Here is a 17,792-nt window from a genome sequence, read left to right on the forward strand (position 1 = left end):
CATTGTATTGTAATCGCTTACATCATTTCAAATGTTTTTTTCTTTTTTTGTACATTTATTGCAAGCCAGCATTGCTCTCGAATGGCAAAAGCGCCTCCCCCGGCAAGAGGGAAACGCTCCTTATTACTATGCGTATAAAATTAAGAACACAATTCCAGCAATGGCAAATAACCCACAACTAATGTATAAAATTCGTATCAACCGTTCCATGCACTCACAACCTATTCTCTAAGCGGTTATACTTGCACTAATGACAAATGAAAGGCCAACAGACAGCAGCAGCGACAGCAGACCAACTGCGCGGTTGTCGTTTTTGATTTCCTCGTCGACTTTAAAACCTGGTGTCAGAAATTCAAAAATAAAGTAGCTAAATAACAATAACGCAAACCCAAAAATTCCCCACATCAGCATGACCAATAACCCATCGGAATGCTGGATCGTCGCGGCAAAAATGTTCGCTGTCCCGACAATTTTTCCGCCCGTAGCCATTGCAACGGCAACATTGCCTCCCTTGATTTCTTCCCAGTTATTATAGCTAGTCACTGTTTCAAAAATGGCAAGAAAGACGACAAGCATTAAGATCGTTACACTGTAATTTGCTACGGTTTGAACCCATTCATTTTGAAGGAGTACGTCCATGTCTAGCTCCTTTCTATTTAAGCTCGATTACTGTATTGCCAAGCCCGCCTTCATTCATGCCGCCGTCACGGGCAGATTTAACACGGGGATGGTTGGCAACGAACTGTTTAACACCTTTGCGCAAGGCGCCAGTCCCTTTTCCATGAATGATCGAGACTTGATGGTAACCAGCAAGCAATGCATCATCAATGTATTTTTCAACTCGGCGCATCGCGTCTTCATACCGTTCCCCACGTAGGTCGAGCTCCGCTTTGACATGTGCATCATTTCCACGAATCGTCGTAATTGCCTTTTCTGGCTGGCGCCGCTCCTGCTCAAGCAATTGGATATCATCAATAGGGACGGCCATTTTCATAATGCCGAGCTGTACTTGGTACTCATTATCGCCTATTTTTTTCACGACTGTGCCTTTCTGGTTAAAACTTAACACTTTGACTTCGTCGCCTGGCTCTGGCAAACGTTTCGCCTTTTCTGCTTGTTTTTTTACTTGCTTGCGCTTTTTGGAGACAAGTTTTGGCGCTGCTTCCTCCAGTTGTTTTCGCGCTTCAATGAGTTGGTGCTCTTTTACAGCTACACCTTGCTTTTGCAAATCGCGCAACTCGGAAATGATCAATTCCGCTTTTTCTTGTGCGGCTGCGACCACTTTTTCCGCCTTCTGTTCGGCTTTCTGCAAAGCAGCCTCTTTCATTTCTTCAAAAGAAGCCATCTGTTTTTCCAAGTCTCGTTTTAATGCTTCCGCTTCACGGCGGACAGCCTCCGCTCGACTCCATTCGCTTTGTGCTGATTTTTGACTATCCTCCAGGGAGGCGATCATTTTTTCTACTTGAGACGCATCGCTGTCAATTTGCAGTTTAGCCTGGTCGATAATACGCTCGTCTAGCCCGAGGCGCCTTGAAATCGCAAACGCATTGCTGCGTCCAGGAACGCCGACAAGCAAGCGATACGTTGGCCGCAGCGTCTCGACATTGAATTCAACACTCGCATTTAATGCGCCTTCGCGGTTATAGGCATAGCCTTTCAACTCGCTATAGTGGGTAGTCGCCACAGCAAGCGCTCCCCGTTTGTAGACATGGTCTAATATTGAAATCGCTAATGCCGCCCCTTCGGTTGGGTCTGTGCCTGCTCCTAGCTCATCAAACAAAATAAGGCTATTTTCATTCATTTCATTTAAAATCGAGACAATGTTTTTCATATGAGACGAAAAGGTGCTCAAGCTTTGTTCTATTGACTGCTCGTCGCCAATGTCTGCAAAAATATGTTCAAAAACGGCAAGCTCCGTTTCTTCAGCAGCAGGGACAAATAGACCAGATTGGGCCATTAAGGTCAGCAATCCAATCGTTTTCAGCGTGACCGTCTTACCACCTGTATTTGGTCCAGTGATCACTAGTGAACGAATCTGGTCGCCGATCGCCACATCGCTCGGGACGACTTCGCCTGGAGGCAAAAGCGGGTGACGCGCTTGCCGCAAATCCAAATACCCACGATCATTTAACGTTGGCTTAACTGCCTTAACGGCTTTGGCATAATAAGCTTTTGCACAGATAAAATCAAGTTGTGCCAGCTTATCTACATTAAGAAGCAGCTGCTCGCTTTCCTCCGCCACTTTTGCCGACAGTTCTCTTAAAATCCGTTCCATTTCCCGCTTTTCTTTTGCTTTTGCTTCTGTTAATTGGTTATTTAACGTCACAATCGCTGCCGGTTCGATAAACAGCGTCGCCCCAGAGGATGACTGGTCATGGACGATGCCGCCAAATGTCCCCCTGTATTCTTGTTTAACAGGGAGCACATAACGGTCACTACGGATGGTCACAATGGCATCAGACAACATTTTCCGTGTATTGGACGAACGCGTTAACTGGTCAAGCTTGGACTTGATCCCTGATTCATAGCTGCGGATTTGATGGCGCACTGTCCGTAAACTCGTGCTGGCTGAGTCAAGGACGTAGCCGTTATCATCAATGCATTGTTTAATGGCTTTTTCAATTGGTGAAAGGGGCTCAATTTGCTCCACATGCCCTGCTAAAATTGGCACTTCGATATGACCGTCTTCGATGATCGTTTCGATAAACTGCTTCACCCTTTTTCCACCATATAATGTCGAAGCAATTTCAATCAATTCAGTTGCTGACAACACCCCGCCAATCGCTGCACGCTTAATATGGGGGCGGATATCTGAAATGCCTCCGAGAGGGACATGTCCCTTTAACCGCAGAACATTTGCTGCTTCAGCTGTTTCATCTTGGAGATGGCGCACTTCTTCTAAAGACGTAGAAGGTACAAGCTCGTTGACTTTCTGCCTACCAAGGGAAGAAGCAACATGTTCAAGCAGTTGCTGTTTCATTTTGTTGTATTCTAAAACGCGCTGCACACGTTCCATTGTGCAACCTCCTTTATTGAAAGCTAATGCCTGCGTTTAAGCCATTGCTGCAATTTTTCCAACGGCCAAGTATTCAATACTTGGTCAGGACACAACATCGCTTTTCTTGCATGAGCATAGCCATATTCAACATTTGCAAGTGTACCGATTCGATGTGCGTCTGAATTGATGGCAATCGGCACGCCTGTTTCTGCTGCTAACTTTAACCATGTCACTTCCAAATCAAGACGCCTCGGACTTGCATTCAATTCGAGTGCGCAACCAGCTTCACTCGCCCATTGAATAAGTGTTGGCACATGTACGGCATAGCCTTTGCGCTTGCCAATAAGGCGACCTGTTGGATGAGCAACTAGGTCAACATGGGGGTTGAAAATCGCTGTTTGCAATCGTTCCATCAGTTTCTCCTCACTTTGCGAAAATGCAGAATGGATCGAGGCGATTACAAAGTCGATTTCACTTAACAGCTCGTCTGGATAATCAAGCTCCCCATTAGGGAGAATATCCATCTCAATTCCTGTTAATATCGTCATTCCGTTATTTTGTTGATTGTACTCCCTGATGTACTCATGTTGTTGTTTTAAGCGTTCAATCGATAAGCCGTTGGCTACTTTTAGAAAGCGGGAATGATCGGTAATGGCAATATGGGTATAACCACGCTTCTTTGCTGCTTCTGCCATTTCTTCAAGCGAATGGGCGCCATCACTCCACGTCGTATGCATATGCAAATCCGCTTTCGCATCGATTAGAGAAACCTCTTCTGCCGTCTCGCGATAGCGTTCTAGTTCGCTGCCATCTTCTCTGGCCTCCGGTGAAATATAAGGCAAGCCAAAGTGGGAAAAAAAGGCTCGCTCATCGGGAAATGTTTTAATTGCGCCTGTCTCCACCGTTTCAATTCCATATTCATTGATTTTTTCGCCACGTTTCTTGGCGAGTTGCCGCATACGGACGTTGTGGTCTTTGGAGCCAGTAAAATGGTGCAGTGCTGTTGCAAAAGCTTCATCGGGAACAAGGCGAAAATCAACCGAAATCGTATGTTCTTCAAGGTCAAGTTCAACAGATACTTTGCCATTTCCTTTCGCAATAATGTTGGCAATCCCTTCTAGCCGCAAAATTTGTTCTTTAACCGAAGAAGGGTTATCAGTCGCAATGATATAGTCCAAGTCTTTGACCGTTTCCCTCATTCTACGTAAACTGCCTGCTCGAGAAAAACGTAACACATCGCGAAAGCCAGCAATCTGTTGTTCAAGTTGCTCGGAAAACGGCAGCACGTCGGCAACAGGAAGCCGTTCTGGTCGTACGTTCCAAACGGCAAGCGCTTCAATAATGTTGTCTTCTGATTTTTTGCCAAACCCTGCAAGCCCGCGAATTTGACCAGCTTTAGCTGCCTGAAGCAAGCTTTCTCCATCAGTAATGCCAAGTTCTCGGTAAAGCTTGCCGACCTTTTTGCCACCAAGTCCAGGAATCGTAAGAAGCGGCAATAACCCAGCCGGCAATTGTTGTGCCAATTCATTCAGCAACGATGACGCTCCTGTTTCCTTAAATTCCTGGATGACATCGGCCGTTGCTTGGCCGATTCCATTGATCGCTTTTAGGTCATCCATTTCCGCTAACGTGCGGCCGTCTTGTTCCAATGCCTGGGCTGCTCTCCGGTAAGCAGCTATTTTAAAAGGGTTTTCCCCTTTTATTTCCATGTAAGTCGCGATAGTTTCTAACACTTGGATCGCTTGTTTTTTGTCCATTAGCGTCCTCTCCTTCTTACTCCTTCCCTATCATACCGACTTTTGCTATTCAAACGCAAACAGCAACCGCAAAAAATCGAGTGGTTCCCGCGGAAAACGCACCCCTAAACTAGGTGGAGCCAAAAAGCAGCCCGCTGTAGCGAGCTGCCAATTAAAACGTTGGCCTTACCCATAAGTCATTTAACCAATCAGACAGATAAGGCGTATGGTTAATCATAAATTCTGCGACAACGGACGATTGCAATGCCGATTGCACTTCGTTTATTGGCAATGCCGTTGCTACAAAAAGCAATACAAACAGCAACAAATAAAACTCAACGAAGCCGAGCACGCCGCCAAGCAAGCGGTTGAGTGTATGCAATATCGGCAAATGGGAAACAAAATCAAGCATTGATCCAATAATGTGAAGCAAGATTTTTGTCCCAAAAAATAAAATCGCAAACGCAATCGCTGAATAATAGACACTTTCTGCATCAAAGGCTTGGATAATCATGCCGAATGCCCCATCAGCCGAAAATTCCGGATATGGAATATAGAGGCGGATGGTACGGGCAAGGGGCTCATAGTAGTTCCAAGCAACAAATATCGCTACAAAAAAGCTAACCAGGTGGATAAACTGTAAAATAAAACCTCTACGCCGGCCAATTAAAAAGCCAACTAGAAGCAACAGCATAATAACGGCACTAACCATGTTATTCTCCTTCGTATTGGCGTTTCAATTTTAAGTATTCATCAGCAATGTTTAAAGCAGTGAGAACAGCTAGCTTTGTTGAATCCAAATAAGGATTGCGCTTCTTTAGCTCCTCCATTTTTTCATTCATGTAGGATGCTACAGCTTTTACATGAGCTGGTTCCTCACTGCTCACCACTTTGTAAGTTTGTCCTTGTATACGGACGGTTGTCCTTTTTTTATTATTGTTCTTCTCCACGAAAGAACCTCCTAGCGCACATTGATTGTGCCCTACCCTAAAACTAATGTTCATCATACCATGCGAGAGCAAAATTGGAAACTGCTAAAAAGCGATTGCTAAATGCAATCGCTCCATTGTTCTATTGCTTCCCATTCCACACTATGCCCGCAATACGGCACCCGTTTGCTTTTTCACTTCTGCTACTATCCCTTCATGGGCCGAAGACGCTTCTTCGTCCGTTAACGTCCGTTCTGCATGGCGGTAAGTCAGAGAAAAGGCGATTGACTTTTTCCCGCTTTCCAAATGCTCGCCTTCGTACACATCAAAAACAGAAACATTTTCCAATAATTCGCCGCCAGCTTCGCGGATAATTGCCATCAATTCAGCTGACGTCGTTTCTTTTGAAACAACCAGAGCCATATCGCGGGTAATCGCTGGATAGCGAGGGATCCCTTTGTAAATGAGCGTCTCTGCCTCCGCGGCAAAAAGCGCATCTACGTTTAGTTCCAACACGTATGTTTCATTTAGATCAAGCGTTTTTTGCGTACTCGGATGGACTTGGGCTAGAAAACCAATAGACTCGCCCCTGAGCAGCACGTTGGCGGTACGACCTGGATGGAAACCTGAGCGCACATCCGGCTTATATTCAATTTGTTCACTTAAGCCAAGCGCCTCCATTAAGCCTTCGGCAATCCCTTTTAGCACATAAAAGTCGACTGCTTTTTTCTCGCCTTGCCATGGGTGGCTCATATAAGTCCCACTCAACAGGACAGCAAGGCGTTCCTGTTCTTTAGGCAGTTCCGTCAACGTTTCTTGCTCACTCAAAAACACTGAGCCCCGTTCATACAGGAGGACGTCATTGTTTTTCCGATTCAAATTGTACGCGCAAATATCGTATAAATGAGGAAGCAAACTTGTACGCATTGTGCTCCGTTCTTCGCTCATTGGCATGGCCACTTGGATCGGCTGAATCGTTTCCTCAGCAAACAACGCTGCTTTCTCCGAACTGGTTAATGCATACGAAATGGCTTCAGAAAGGCCCGCACTTCTTAAATATGCCTCCATTTTCCGACGTTTTGCCTGTTCAGCGCTCCGCTTCCCTTGTGTAGTGGTACCAACAGGTAATGTAGAAGGAAGCTGGTCGTATCCGTAAAGGCGTGCCACTTCTTCGTACAAATCCTCTGGAATCGTAATATCGCCACGGCGATGTGGAACCGTTACATGTAGATCTGAGCCGACTTTTTCACACGGAAACTGGAGACGTCCCATTAATGCAGCAACTTCCATAATGGATAAATCTGTCCCAATGCGTTCATTCATTTTGCTCAAATCAAGGGCAATCACTTTCTCTGAACTGACACGAGCATCAGAAATGGCGGCTCCGCTTAACACGATCCCTCCAGCTATTTCTTGGATTAAGTAAGCAGCTCGGCGTGCTGCCTCTGAAACCCGTTCCTGATTAATGCCTTTTTCAAACCTCGCGCTAGAGTCACTGCGTAAACCGGCAAGGCGAGCTGAGCGTCTGACAACTGTCGGATGGAAGGCTGCAGCCTCTAATACTATGGTCGTTGTTGCTGCTTTTACTTCTGAATGAAGGCCGCCCATTACACCAGCAAGCGCCACTGGTTCGCGCCCATTTGTGACTACTAACTGTTCAGGCGATAGCGTCCGCTTCTCGCCATCTAGTGTCGTAAACGGCTCTTCAGCTTTTGCGCGACGCACATGGATTGATTTCGAGCCAAGGGCATGGTAGTCAAACGCATGCAATGGTTGCCCATATTCGAGAAGCACGTAGTTGGTAACATCAACGACGTTGTTGATAGGACGGATGCCTGCTGCCATTAGACGGTTTTGCAGCCATGAAGGCGATGGTCCGATTTTGACATCTTTTATCACAAGCGCTTGATAAAACGGTGTATCTTCTCCATTTTCGACGCTGACATCGATATAACCGTCAGCAGATTCGATGACTTCCTTCACTTTGGTTTTCGGCATTTTTATTGGCCGATCATAAAGGGCAGCCAACTCATAAGCAACGCCAAGCATATGCATGCAATCAGAGCGATTCGGTGTTAAATCAAGTTCCAGCACACTATCATTTAACTCGAAAAGTGCTAACGCATCTTGTCCAGGTTCAACGCTTTGTGTTTCCGGAAATACATAAATCCCGTCAACATAGCCCTTAGGTACTAGTTTGCTGTCAATGCCGAGCTCTTGCAAAGAGCAAATCATTCCTTCGGAGTGCTGTCCACGCAATTTCGCTTTTTTAATTTTGATGCCACCAGGCAAGCGCGCCCCTACTTTGGCAACGGCGACATACTGGCCAGAGCTAACATTTGGCGCCCCGCAAACAATTTGTACATGTTCTTCCTCGCCAATATCGACTTGGCATACATTTAGCTTGTCCGCATCAGGATGAGGTGCTACTTCAGCCACATAACCGACAACCACATTGGTTGCCCCTTTGTTCCGTTCATGAATAAAGTCAATTTCTATACCGCTCCGCGTCATTTTCTCGGCAATCTCTTGCGGGCTAATATCACCAATCTCTATATATTCTTGTAGCCATTTATATGAAACGAGCAATGTGTCGCCCTCCTTAAACGTCTTTAAATTGCATTAGAAACCGAAGATCATTTGCATAAAATTGGCGGATGTCGTCTATATCATATTTCAACATTGCCAAACGCTCCACGCCCATGCCGAAGGCAAAGCCGCTATACTCATTGGCATCAAAGCCGCTCATCTCAAGGACACGGGGGTGAACCATTCCTGCCCCAAGCACTTCAATCCAACCAGATTGTTTGCATACTCGGCAACCTTTTCCGCTACATATTCCACAAGATACATCGACTTCCACTGATGGTTCGGTAAATGGAAAGAAACTTGGGCGCAGGCGAATGGAACGGTCTTGACCAAAAAATTGTTTCGCGAACGTTTCAAGTACACCTTTCAAATCGCTCATACGCACTTTTTTATCAACATAAAGCCCTTCCACTTGCATGAATTGATGCGAGTGGGTTGCATCGTCATCATCGCGGCGAAACACTTTCCCAGGGACAACGACTTTAACTGGGCCTTTTCCTGCAAATTTTTCCATTGTCCTCGCCTGGACTGGCGATGTTTGCGTCCGCAACAGCAAGTCCTCTGTCACATAAAACGAATCCTGCATATCTCTTGCCGGGTGGTCTTTTGGCAAATTCATTGCTTCAAAGTTGTAATAATCGGTTTCGATTTCTGGCCCTTCCCCAATCGAAAAACCAAGCCCTAAAAAGATTTCTTCGATTTCCGTGATAACCGCAGTCAATGGGTGAATCGCGCCTTGAAGCGCTGGGCGACCTGGTAACGTCACGTCGATTGATTCTTGTTCGAGCTGCTGTTTAATCGCAACTTCTTGAAGTTTTTTACTTTTTTCATCTAATTTGTTCTTAATTTCATCACGGACTTCATTGGCGAGGGCACCAATAATTGGGCGCTCTTCCGCTGACAATTTCCCCATGCCGCGAAGGACTTCGGTAATCGGCCCCTTTTTTCCTAAATAGGCAACGCGAATCGCTTGAATATCTTGTTCTGATTTCGCTTCCTCGGCTTTGTCCAACGCCTCATGCTTTAATGCCGTTAGCTGTTCTCGCATGGCAATGCCTCCTTGTATCCTTTCTTTCCTTTTAAACAATAAAAAAAGCCTTCTACTCCCTAAAAAGGGACGAAAGCTCCGTGGTACCACCCTTCGTTTGCACTTGCTAAAAAAGTGCAACTTCATTATCCATAACGGCTCTAAACCGGGAACATCCTTTGGAGATGCCAGCTCAAGAGTGAATTCGGCCCATCCTACCATAGAAACGCTTCCAGTCTTTGGCATTCCCTCCCTGAAAGGCGGTTTTGAGCTTACTACTCTCTATCAACGCTTTTTATCCTATACAATTGCAATTGCTTTTTATTATAATCAATTGCCACACAAGCTGCAAGCTTAACTTTTCAAGGCAAATAGCAAAATCCCAGCAGCTACAGAAACGTTTAATGATTCTGCTTTTCGATTTTGGCGGATATATAGTTTCTCAGTAGCGGCGTCCAACAAATGGCTTTGCACGCCTTCCCCTTCATTTCCCAGCAAAAGCGCAAACTGTTCTTGTGGCGGAAAGTGTTCATGGGGTGTGGCATCATGTAAAGACGTCCCGTAAACCGGAATGCCGCTTTCTTTCAGCGCCTTTATCCAGGTAGTCAAATCGCCAATATAAACGGGCAAATGAAACAACGCCCCTTGTGTTGCCCGGATCACTTTTGCATTGAATAAATCAGCACAACCACTGCCTAAAACCACTCCTGCTGCATCAGCAGCCAATGCCGTGCGGATAATCGTGCCGACATTGCCTGGGTCCTGAACCCGGTCAAGAAGAACAAAACGCCCATTTAACCGTTCAGGGGCATTCCACTGTTTTTTTTGACATACAGCAATTATGCCTTGGGGGCTTTTTGTCTCCGATAATTCCTTCATGACGGCTTCAGAAACGCCTATGCATTCCCCGGGAAATAAGTCTACATCGTCGGCAGTCGTTAGCACCGTTTCCACTTTCCAATCTGATTTCCACGCTTCTTCAATTAAGTGTTCCCCTTCTATTAAAAACCGCCCTGTCTGGTCACGTCCTTTTTTGCTATGTAATTTTTTCCATGCTTTAACTCGTTCATTTTTGACTGATTCAATCCGTTTCATGACCAATGGCCCCTTTTTATGCTGTTGTCGACGTTTACTTACAGAATAGCTTGTTTTTCATTTATAATCCACCCTGGTTCGGGAATACTACTAGTCGATTCACCATTTTAAAGGGGGTTATTTCAATGAGCTTTAATTTGCGCAACGCGATTATGGCGAATATACAAGGCAGTTCCCAACAAGAAGTGGAAGCAACAATTGTCGATGCCATGGAAAGTGGCGAAGAAAAAATGTTGCCGGGACTTGGCGTGCTTTTTGAAGTCTACTGGAAACATGCAGATGAATCCCAAAAAGACGAGCTTTGTGCTGAAATTAGCAAAGGGCTTAATGAATAAGCGAGCAGGATTTTCCTGTTCGCTTTTTTCGTAATTACTTTAGCCAAGGACAGCAGCTTGTATAATAAACGGGCGTGCTGTCCCATACACTAGACTATGACAGTGGAAGGAGCGGCCAATGGCAATGATTTTACGTTGGGGATTTTCTCTCATTGCACTCTGCTTAATCGTCTATGGACTCTTGTTTATGTTTGCTCACCCGATTGACCAATTTGGGTTGAAAGGATTCCGCCACTTTTTGTTTTTACTCCATGTTAGCATTTTCTTATATGGGGTAGATATCGTCCGCAATGAGCTCACAAGATAATATTTTCGAATATTCTTCATTCAAGCGCTCATCCACACTACATTAAGCAAGATAACGAGTACGAGCACACTTGCGCCGATTAAGAGCCACGGTGCAAGCTTCCACTTGCCAGTTTCCCCTTTTGCAAGAGACACCAAACTAACAATCGCGCTTGCCACTAGAGCAACAACGGCAACGGTACCGACCGCGCTTGTCGTGCTAGGCGAAAGTTGCAACGCATAGCCTGTAGTTAGCAAGAGTGAAAAGGCAATAAACAACACAAGCGAAATAATGGCGAGAAAGAATGACCATTTCCCGAACTTATTCATTCTGTTCCTCCCGTTTTTAAGCAAATGTGATGTTTTTGACCATTTCCCCATCCAGCCGTTTAATCAACTCAACAAGCAGTTTCACTGTGTTGTTGTAATCATCTCGGTGAAGTAAACCTGCGTGGGTATGAATGTAGCGAGTTGCAATCGTAATCGACAAGGCCGGAACGCCATTGGCAGTTAAATGGATGGCGCCTCCATCTGTCCCTCCTCCTGAAATGGTGTCATATTGGAAAGGAATGTTGTTTTCCTCTGCTGTTTTGACGACAAAATCCCTTAGGTTTTTATGACCAATCATCGAACCGTCGTATAAAATAATTTGCGGGCCAGCTCCAAGCGTGCCTTCGCCCTTCGTGTTCGGCGTATCTGCCCCAATGCCAACATCAATTGCGAAGCCGATGTCTGGCTGTATTGCATGTGCACTCGTTTTCGCCCCACGCAAACCGACTTCCTCTTGTATCGTTCCAACTCCGTAGACAACATTGGGGTGTTCGACGTCGTGTAATGATTTGAGTACCTCAATGGCGATGGCACAGCCGATACGATTATCCCATGCTTTTGCCATCAACAATTTCTCATTTTTCATCACTGTAAATTCGCACAAAGGCGCAATTGGGTTTCCAGGCTTGACGCCAAACTCCTGTGCTTCCTCTTTTGATGTGGCGCCGATGTCGATAAACATGTCCTCAATCTCGACTGGTTTTTTCCGTGCTTCTGGCGACAGCACGTGGGGCGGCTTAGAGCCGATAACGCCAGGAATCGGCCCGTTGTCTGTAATGACTGTTACACGGCTGGCTAGCAAAACTTGGCCCCACCAGCCGCCGATGGTTTGGAAACGCAAAAATCCTTTTTCATCAATGCTTTTCACCATAAACCCAATTTCATCTAAGTGGCCAGCGACCATAATTTTCGGACCATCTGCATTGCCCGTTTTTTTTGCAATCAAACTGCCCAAATGGTCCGTTTCCACAGAATCGGCAAAAGGAGCAATATATGACTTCATGACATCCCGTGCTTCTTTTTCAAAACCGGAAACCCCGTTTGCATCAGTTAGCGCTTTTAGCATTTGCAATTGTTGATCCAAATTGTTCCACTCCTTTTATGAATTCCTTCCCAGTATAGCGAAAACAGCAGCAGCCAACAAATTTTTAAAAGCCAAATAGAAACTTTTATTAATAAAAGTGAAACCTTTTTTGTTGTAGAGACGTATACATTGAAAACAATTATGCAAAAAAGGGGGGTTAGCCCGTGCTCGTCCTAATCTTTCGGCTACTGATTGTAGCTACCATTGTTGTCATTTCCTATAGTTTAATAAAATATACATTGCAGCCCGAACGAAAGCTAAAAAAAGCCCAGAACGCGCATCAGTTTTATTTTTTGGACGATAGCACGAATGTGCGCAAAAATTTCCAACTCACGTTTAAAGGAATTATGTTTGAAGGAGAAAAGTATTTAGAGGCGACAAAGGAATCATTTGAAGTCGTCCGCGTTTATATAAAAGCAGATACAGATAGACTCCGCGGCTTAACCTTTTCTGACTTTCATTTTATTGAAGAAGAAGTCCTCTTACGTTATCCAGAGTCGACAATTGAATGGGCATCGCCGATTAAAGAATTCATGAAACAAGCCAAACAACCTGAGGAGCGCTAGGATTAGCGCTCCCTTACACTGTCGACACATGCTTACATACGTTGTGTTTGCGCAGTTCTTTGTGCCGAAACAAGCGTCCGTGAGCAAGAAAATCACTGCTTATGGAACGGCCGTTCTATTCACCACTTCCCTTTCCTCGTCTAGCATGTGTGATTGATGTTGCCGACAAATTGAAGTCTGCGTTTATTCCGCTTTTCGATAGCCAATATTGGCCCGCACTTTCACTTCTGCGTATTTGGCATCATCCCGCTTTTTAGACAACAACGTCCCTACCACGCCGCCGATAAAGCCAATTGGAACAGAAATAATTGCCGGATTCGTTAATGAAATAAGCGGTTCTGCTGTAATAAATGCATCGCCTGTCGGCGATAGGACATTTGGACTGATCGCAACGAGTATCAAAGCAGAGAACAAGCCTGACAACATCGCTGTTACGGCCCCAGCAGTGTTGAATCTCTTCCAGTAAATGGTATAAACAATGACAGGCAAGTTGGCGCTTGCCGCCACACAGAAAGCAAGGGCAACAAGAAAGGCAACATTCATATTTTGTGCAAATAGCGCCAGCACAATCGATAGCCCTGCCACTGTAACCGAGGCAATTCGCGCGGCTACCACTTGTTGCTTCTCCGTAATTTTTCCTTTTTTAATGATTTGCCCATAAACATCATGGGCAAACGCCGAAGCGCCTGAAAGCACGAGCCCTGCTACAACCGCTAGAATCGTGGCAAAAGCGACAGCAGCGACAAAGGACATAAACAAATCACCGCCAAGACGTTCTGCTAATAATGGAGCCGCCATATTTCCAGCTGGATTGGCAGCAATAATATCGGCAGAACCGACAAATGCAGCAGCACCGAATCCAAGGAAAATCGTTAGAATATAAAAGATTCCGACAATCCAAGTTGCAGTAACAACGGAACTACGTGCTGTCTTTGCATCCTTTACGGTAAAAAAGCGCATCAGAATATGTGGCAAGCCTGCCGTTCCTAAAACGAGAGCGAGCATGAGCGAAATGGAGTCAAGTGGAGCTCTCCCTTGCATTCCAGGATGCAAAAACCCTTCTTCTTGGGAAGCGCCAACAGAGGCAAACATGTCCAAAATGTTAAAGTTAAACCGGACCAACACCATGATCGAAATCGCCGCAGTCGCGACCATTAGCAATGTAGCTTTGACAATTTGCACCCAACTTGTCGCTGTCATTCCGCCAAACAACACATAAATGGTCATCATAACGCCTACTAACAGCACAGCGTATGTATATGGAATTTGAAACAACAATTGAATGAGCGCTCCAGCTCCAACCAACTGGGCGATCATGTAGAAGATCACAATTGTAATCGTGCTCCCAGCAGCAACACCCCGGACTTTCCTCGCATCAAAACGAGAATGGATCATGTCGGCAAGCGTATATTTCCCTAAGTTCCGGAGTGGTTCTGCAACAACAAACATCACGACCAAGTAGGCAACTAAGTAGCCAATACTGTAAAAGAACCCGTCAAAGCCAAACAAAGCAATGGCACCGGCTATCCCTAAAAACGAGGCTGCTGACAAGTAATCGCCTGCAATCGCAAGCCCGTTTTGCCAGCCAGTCAAACCGCCTCCAGCTGTATAAAATTCGCTTGCTGTCTTTGTCCGTTTCGCCGCATAGTAAGTGATAACAAGCGTCAACAGAACGATCGCCAGAAATAGAGAAATGACCGTAATGTTCATAAACCTGTCCCTTCTTTCCTCTCAGTATCTTGCTCGCTTACTACCTTTTCAGCAAGCTGATCAAACCGCGCTGATTTTTTTACATACAAAATGCAAAACGTCCATGTCATAATAAATTGCGCGATCGCAAGCACCCATGCCCATGTGATTTCGCCAATTACCGGCGCTTCCAAGACAGTGGTATAAACGGCGAGCACTGGCAAGGAAAAGTAAAAGACCATAAAAAATAGAATACTAGGCACTAAAAACGCTTTTTTCTTTTTCATCAGCTCCGCAAAGGAAGCGCTTTTCGTTATGCGCTCATACTCCGTTTCGCCTTTTTTTCGTTGCATACTGTTTCCCCTCCTACGATTATCAGTATGTCATTATCATATGAAAACGCTACCATATTGTCAATTACAAACTTTCTGCAAATAGACTTTACTCATAAAACAAAGTTGTTTCTAGTCAAGTTTCTAAAATAGCGAGAGCAGAGTGGCGAAACACAAAAAAGCAGCCAATGTAATGGTTGGCTGCGTGTGTTTTTAGCTATTTAAGCTTTCTTTTGCTTTATCAGCAAGTTGAGCAAATGCTTTTTCATCGTTAACTGCTAGATCAGCAAGCATTTTGCGGTTAACGTTAATTTCAGCTAGCTTTAGGCCATGCATTAAACGGCTATAGGAAAGGCCATTTAAGCGCGCGGCTGCATTAATACGCGTAATCCAAAGTTTGCGGAAATCGCGTTTCTTCTGACGGCGATCACGGTATGCATATTGCAAGGATTTCATGACCTGGCCTTGTGCTGATTTAAAAAGCGTATGCTTCGAACCGTAGTATCCTTTTGCTAGTTTTAATACTTTTTTACGACGACGACGAGCGACATAACCGCCTTTTACTCTTGGCATCGCAAATCCCTCCTTAATCTATCCGAACAGTTATTTTTTCTTGTATGTGAGCATTTGATGAATGCGTTTAAAATCTCCAGTATGCACAATTGCCGCTTTGCGGAGTTTGCGCTTTTGTTTCTGTGATTTATTGCGGAACATATGGCTTGTGTAAGCATGTGAGCGCTTAAGCTTGCCAGTTCCTGTTTTCTTAAAACGCTTAGCAGCGCCGCGGTGTGTTTTCATTTTAGGCATAACGACGTCCTCCTTTAACTAATTCCTGCCCTTATTTCTCGGTTTTAGGTGCCATAACGAGAAACATGCTGCGGCCTTCCATTTTTGGGCGGGCCTCAATCGTTGCGATGTCCTCGCATTCTTTCGCGAGACGTTCAAGTACGTCACGCCCGATTTGTGAGTGCGTAATTGCACGACCACGGAAACGAATGGATGCTTTCACCTTATCGCCTTTTTCTAGGAATTTACGGGCATTGCGAAGCTTTGTATTAAAGTCATTGTCTTCAATCGTCGGGCTTAAACGTACTTCTTTGATTGTAATAACTTTTTGATTTTTGCGCGCTTCTTTTTCTTTCTTTTGCTGTTCGTAGCGGTATTTCCCGTAATCCATAATCCGGCAAACAGGCGGTTTTGCATTTGGCGCCACACAGACAAGGTCAAGATTTACTCTTTGTGCCATTTCCAGTGCTTCATGCTTTGACTTGACGCCAATTTGGTCGCCGTTGGCGCCAACCAGACGTACCTCACGAGCCCGAATCCCTTCATTGACCAACATGTCCTTGCTAATAATGAGCCACCTCCAGTGGATTTTGTGATGCAGCTAAAGCAATTTACGCGTCTAAACGCGAAAAAAGTGTGGACGCACGGCACCCACACTTAATCAGCATTTTAACAAACTGACGGTTTCTAACCTGGCAACCAATGTCGTACAGGTGAGAAGCGGGCGCTTCTTCTTGCTTTATTAACTAACACAAGACGTATCTTACCATGGTGAATTGTCCCTGTCAATGCACGTTGCTAAATTTCGCCTGCCTTTATTCATATCGTAGTGATTCAACTGGATCTAACTTCGCCGCTTTATTGGCTGGCAATATGCCAAACAGCATGCCGACCCCAAGGGAGAAAGCAGTCGCAATTAAGACAACCGTTCCAGACAAAACGACGTCCATATCAAATGCGTTGCCGATTAGCTGTACGAGCAGCGCCCCGAACAAAATGCCTGCTGCCCCACCAAGCACGGTCAACACAATCGATTCAATTAAAAATTGGAACAGGATTTGTCCTCTGGTGGCCCCCATTGACTTGCGGATGCCGATTTCTCTCGTTCGTTCTGTCACTGAAACAAGCATAATATTCATGACGCCAATTCCCCCGACAAGAAGCGAAATGCCAGCGATGCCACCGATGATTACCGTCATGACACGGGTAATTGTTGAGTCTGTTTCCAAAAATTCGCTCATATCATAGCTTTTGTAGGCGTCAAATGTGCTATGGTTTTCATTTAAAATCGCAGCTGCATCCGCTACAGCCATTTCAACGTCTTCTACTGTTTCCGCCTTAATATGGATGGAGTCAAACCCATCACGGAAGAAAATTTGTTTCCACGTTTCATAGGAAAGCAACAATTGTTCCCTTTCAAAGTTAATAATGCTGTCAGACGGTGCTAATACGCCGACAATTTCAATCGGATAAGCGCCAACTTTTACCGTTTGCCCGACAGCAGACTCGTAAGGAAACAGTTGTTCAGCCAGCACAGATGTAATGACGGCTTTCCTCGTCCCCGTTAAATAGTCAACTGGATGAAGTAGATTCCCTTCTAAGGCTTCATAGTCGTAAAGATCCATATAGTGCATGTTGATTCCGTTAACTTCCGTTTCAACCTGTTCATCGCCCGCCAAAATCGTCGTGTGTTCGGCACTAGAAGCGACAACTGACTGAACAGAAGGCAACGCTTGAATGTCTGCTACGTCTTGTTCCGAGTACTGCCAAAAGGCGTAAATGTTCGGATTTTCCTGTTCATCGATTTCCGATGGCTCGAAATAAATCTCCCGAATGTTTTCCACGCCTACGATTTGTGCTTTCAACTTTTGTTCAGCACCTTGCCCAATGGCCACAACCATGATGACAGCAGCAACACCGATAATAATGCCAAGCGTTGTTAAAAGCGCCCTCAATTTTTGCGCAGCAATCGAATGAAACGCCATTTTGATGTTTTCAATGATGTTCACAG

At 45.2% G+C, this 17,792-nt stretch carries 19 protein-coding genes and 2 other annotated features; of the genes, 3 read left to right on the forward strand and 16 right to left on the reverse strand.

What is annotated here, in order from left to right:
• Positions 1 to 228: 228 nt before the first annotated feature.
• From N6H06_RS17330 to N6H06_RS17365, 8 genes are all read right to left on the reverse strand, one after another.
• Complete coding sequence (locus N6H06_RS17330) at positions 229 to 639, reverse strand: DUF350 domain-containing protein (RefSeq protein ID WP_062749698.1); 411 nt, start codon at positions 637 to 639, stop codon at positions 229 to 231.
• 13 nt (positions 640 to 652) lie between these two features.
• Positions 653 to 3,016: an endonuclease MutS2 gene (locus tag N6H06_RS17335; RefSeq protein WP_212954025.1), complete on the reverse strand. Its 2,364-nt coding sequence runs from the start codon at positions 3,014 to 3,016 to the stop codon at positions 653 to 655.
• Between the two features lie 23 nt (positions 3,017 to 3,039).
• Positions 3,040 to 4,755 (reverse strand): DNA polymerase/3'-5' exonuclease PolX, encoded by a 1,716-nt coding sequence (polX, locus tag N6H06_RS17340; RefSeq protein WP_263707592.1) that lies wholly within the window; start codon positions 4,753 to 4,755, stop codon positions 3,040 to 3,042.
• A gap of 151 nt (positions 4,756 to 4,906) precedes the next feature.
• A complete protein-coding gene (locus tag N6H06_RS17345; RefSeq protein WP_011247520.1) occupies positions 4,907 to 5,446 on the reverse strand; it encodes a CvpA family protein in 540 nt (179 codons plus the stop codon).
• Position 5,447: 1 nt separating this feature from the next.
• Entirely contained in the window at positions 5,448 to 5,684 is a 237-nt protein-coding gene (gene zapA / locus N6H06_RS17350; RefSeq protein ID WP_062749701.1) for a cell division protein ZapA, read from the reverse strand.
• Between the two features lie 141 nt (positions 5,685 to 5,825).
• Positions 5,826 to 8,252 (reverse strand): phenylalanine--tRNA ligase subunit beta, encoded by a 2,427-nt coding sequence (gene pheT / locus N6H06_RS17355; RefSeq protein ID WP_212954027.1) that lies wholly within the window; start codon positions 8,250 to 8,252, stop codon positions 5,826 to 5,828.
• Between the two features lie 13 nt (positions 8,253 to 8,265).
• The gene (gene pheS, locus N6H06_RS17360) at positions 8,266 to 9,300 is read right to left on the reverse strand and encodes a phenylalanine--tRNA ligase subunit alpha (RefSeq protein ID WP_212954028.1); all 1,035 of its coding nucleotides are present in this window, start codon (positions 9,298 to 9,300) and stop codon (positions 8,266 to 8,268) included.
• 62 nt (positions 9,301 to 9,362) lie between these two features.
• Positions 9,363 to 9,577 (reverse strand) — a binding site (T-box leader).
• 56 nt (positions 9,578 to 9,633) lie between these two features.
• Entirely contained in the window at positions 9,634 to 10,374 is a 741-nt protein-coding gene (locus tag N6H06_RS17365; protein ID WP_062749704.1) for a TrmH family RNA methyltransferase, read from the reverse strand.
• A 125-nt stretch (positions 10,375 to 10,499) separates the two neighbouring features.
• Here N6H06_RS17365 and sspI point away from each other — a divergent pair, with 125 nt between their 5' ends.
• Positions 10,500 to 10,709, forward strand: coding sequence for a small acid-soluble spore protein SspI (gene sspI, locus N6H06_RS17370; RefSeq protein WP_011247525.1), 210 nt, complete (start codon positions 10,500 to 10,502; stop codon positions 10,707 to 10,709).
• Positions 10,710 to 10,827: 118 nt separating this feature from the next.
• Positions 10,828 to 11,016, forward strand: a complete 189-nt coding sequence (locus N6H06_RS17375) for a hypothetical protein (RefSeq protein WP_062749705.1) — start codon at positions 10,828 to 10,830, stop codon at positions 11,014 to 11,016.
• Between the two features lie 20 nt (positions 11,017 to 11,036).
• Here the strand turns inward: N6H06_RS17375 and N6H06_RS17380 are convergent, their stop codons facing one another.
• Together N6H06_RS17380 and N6H06_RS17385 are read right to left on the reverse strand one after the other, a co-directional pair.
• The gene (locus tag N6H06_RS17380) at positions 11,037 to 11,324 is read right to left on the reverse strand and encodes a hypothetical protein (protein ID WP_263707593.1); all 288 of its coding nucleotides are present in this window, start codon (positions 11,322 to 11,324) and stop codon (positions 11,037 to 11,039) included.
• 16 nt (positions 11,325 to 11,340) lie between these two features.
• Positions 11,341 to 12,390, reverse strand: a complete 1,050-nt coding sequence (locus N6H06_RS17385; protein WP_062749928.1) for a M42 family metallopeptidase — start codon at positions 12,388 to 12,390, stop codon at positions 11,341 to 11,343.
• A 182-nt stretch (positions 12,391 to 12,572) separates the two neighbouring features.
• Between N6H06_RS17385 and N6H06_RS17390 the strand changes: the two genes are divergently transcribed.
• The gene (locus N6H06_RS17390; RefSeq protein ID WP_062749707.1) at positions 12,573 to 12,974 is read left to right on the forward strand and encodes a hypothetical protein; all 402 of its coding nucleotides are present in this window, start codon (positions 12,573 to 12,575) and stop codon (positions 12,972 to 12,974) included.
• Between the two features lie 183 nt (positions 12,975 to 13,157).
• Here the strand turns inward: N6H06_RS17390 and N6H06_RS17395 are convergent, their stop codons facing one another.
• The 6 genes from N6H06_RS17395 to N6H06_RS17420 all read right to left on the reverse strand — a co-directional run bounded on the left by N6H06_RS17395 (position 13,158) and on the right by N6H06_RS17420 (position 17,790).
• Entirely contained in the window at positions 13,158 to 14,684 is a 1,527-nt protein-coding gene (locus tag N6H06_RS17395; RefSeq protein ID WP_062749708.1) for a solute symporter family protein, read from the reverse strand.
• Positions 14,681 to 15,016, reverse strand: coding sequence for a DUF485 domain-containing protein (locus tag N6H06_RS17400; protein WP_062749709.1), 336 nt, complete (start codon positions 15,014 to 15,016; stop codon positions 14,681 to 14,683). The genes N6H06_RS17395 and N6H06_RS17400 overlap by 4 nt, the downstream gene beginning before the upstream one ends.
• 192 nt (positions 15,017 to 15,208) lie before the next feature.
• A complete protein-coding gene (gene rplT / locus N6H06_RS17405) occupies positions 15,209 to 15,568 on the reverse strand; it encodes a 50S ribosomal protein L20 (protein WP_011247530.1) in 360 nt (119 codons plus the stop codon).
• 30 nt (positions 15,569 to 15,598) lie between these two features.
• A complete protein-coding gene (rpmI, locus tag N6H06_RS17410) occupies positions 15,599 to 15,802 on the reverse strand; it encodes a 50S ribosomal protein L35 (protein ID WP_062749710.1) in 204 nt (67 codons plus the stop codon).
• 31 nt (positions 15,803 to 15,833) lie between these two features.
• Entirely contained in the window at positions 15,834 to 16,337 is a 504-nt protein-coding gene (infC, locus tag N6H06_RS17415) for a translation initiation factor IF-3 (RefSeq protein WP_062749711.1), read from the reverse strand.
• A 66-nt stretch (positions 16,338 to 16,403) separates the two neighbouring features.
• Positions 16,404 to 16,523 (reverse strand) — a sequence feature (ribosomal protein L20 leader region).
• A 73-nt stretch (positions 16,524 to 16,596) separates the two neighbouring features.
• On the reverse strand, positions 16,597 to 17,790 hold the full coding sequence (locus N6H06_RS17420) for an ABC transporter permease (protein ID WP_062749712.1): 1,194 nt from the start codon (positions 17,788 to 17,790) through the stop codon (positions 16,597 to 16,599).
• Positions 17,791 to 17,792 lie beyond the last annotated feature (2 nt).

This window comes from Shouchella tritolerans (assembly GCF_025770735.1).
Taxonomy (GTDB): domain Bacteria; phylum Bacillota; class Bacilli; order Bacillales; family Bacillaceae_D; genus Shouchella; species Shouchella tritolerans.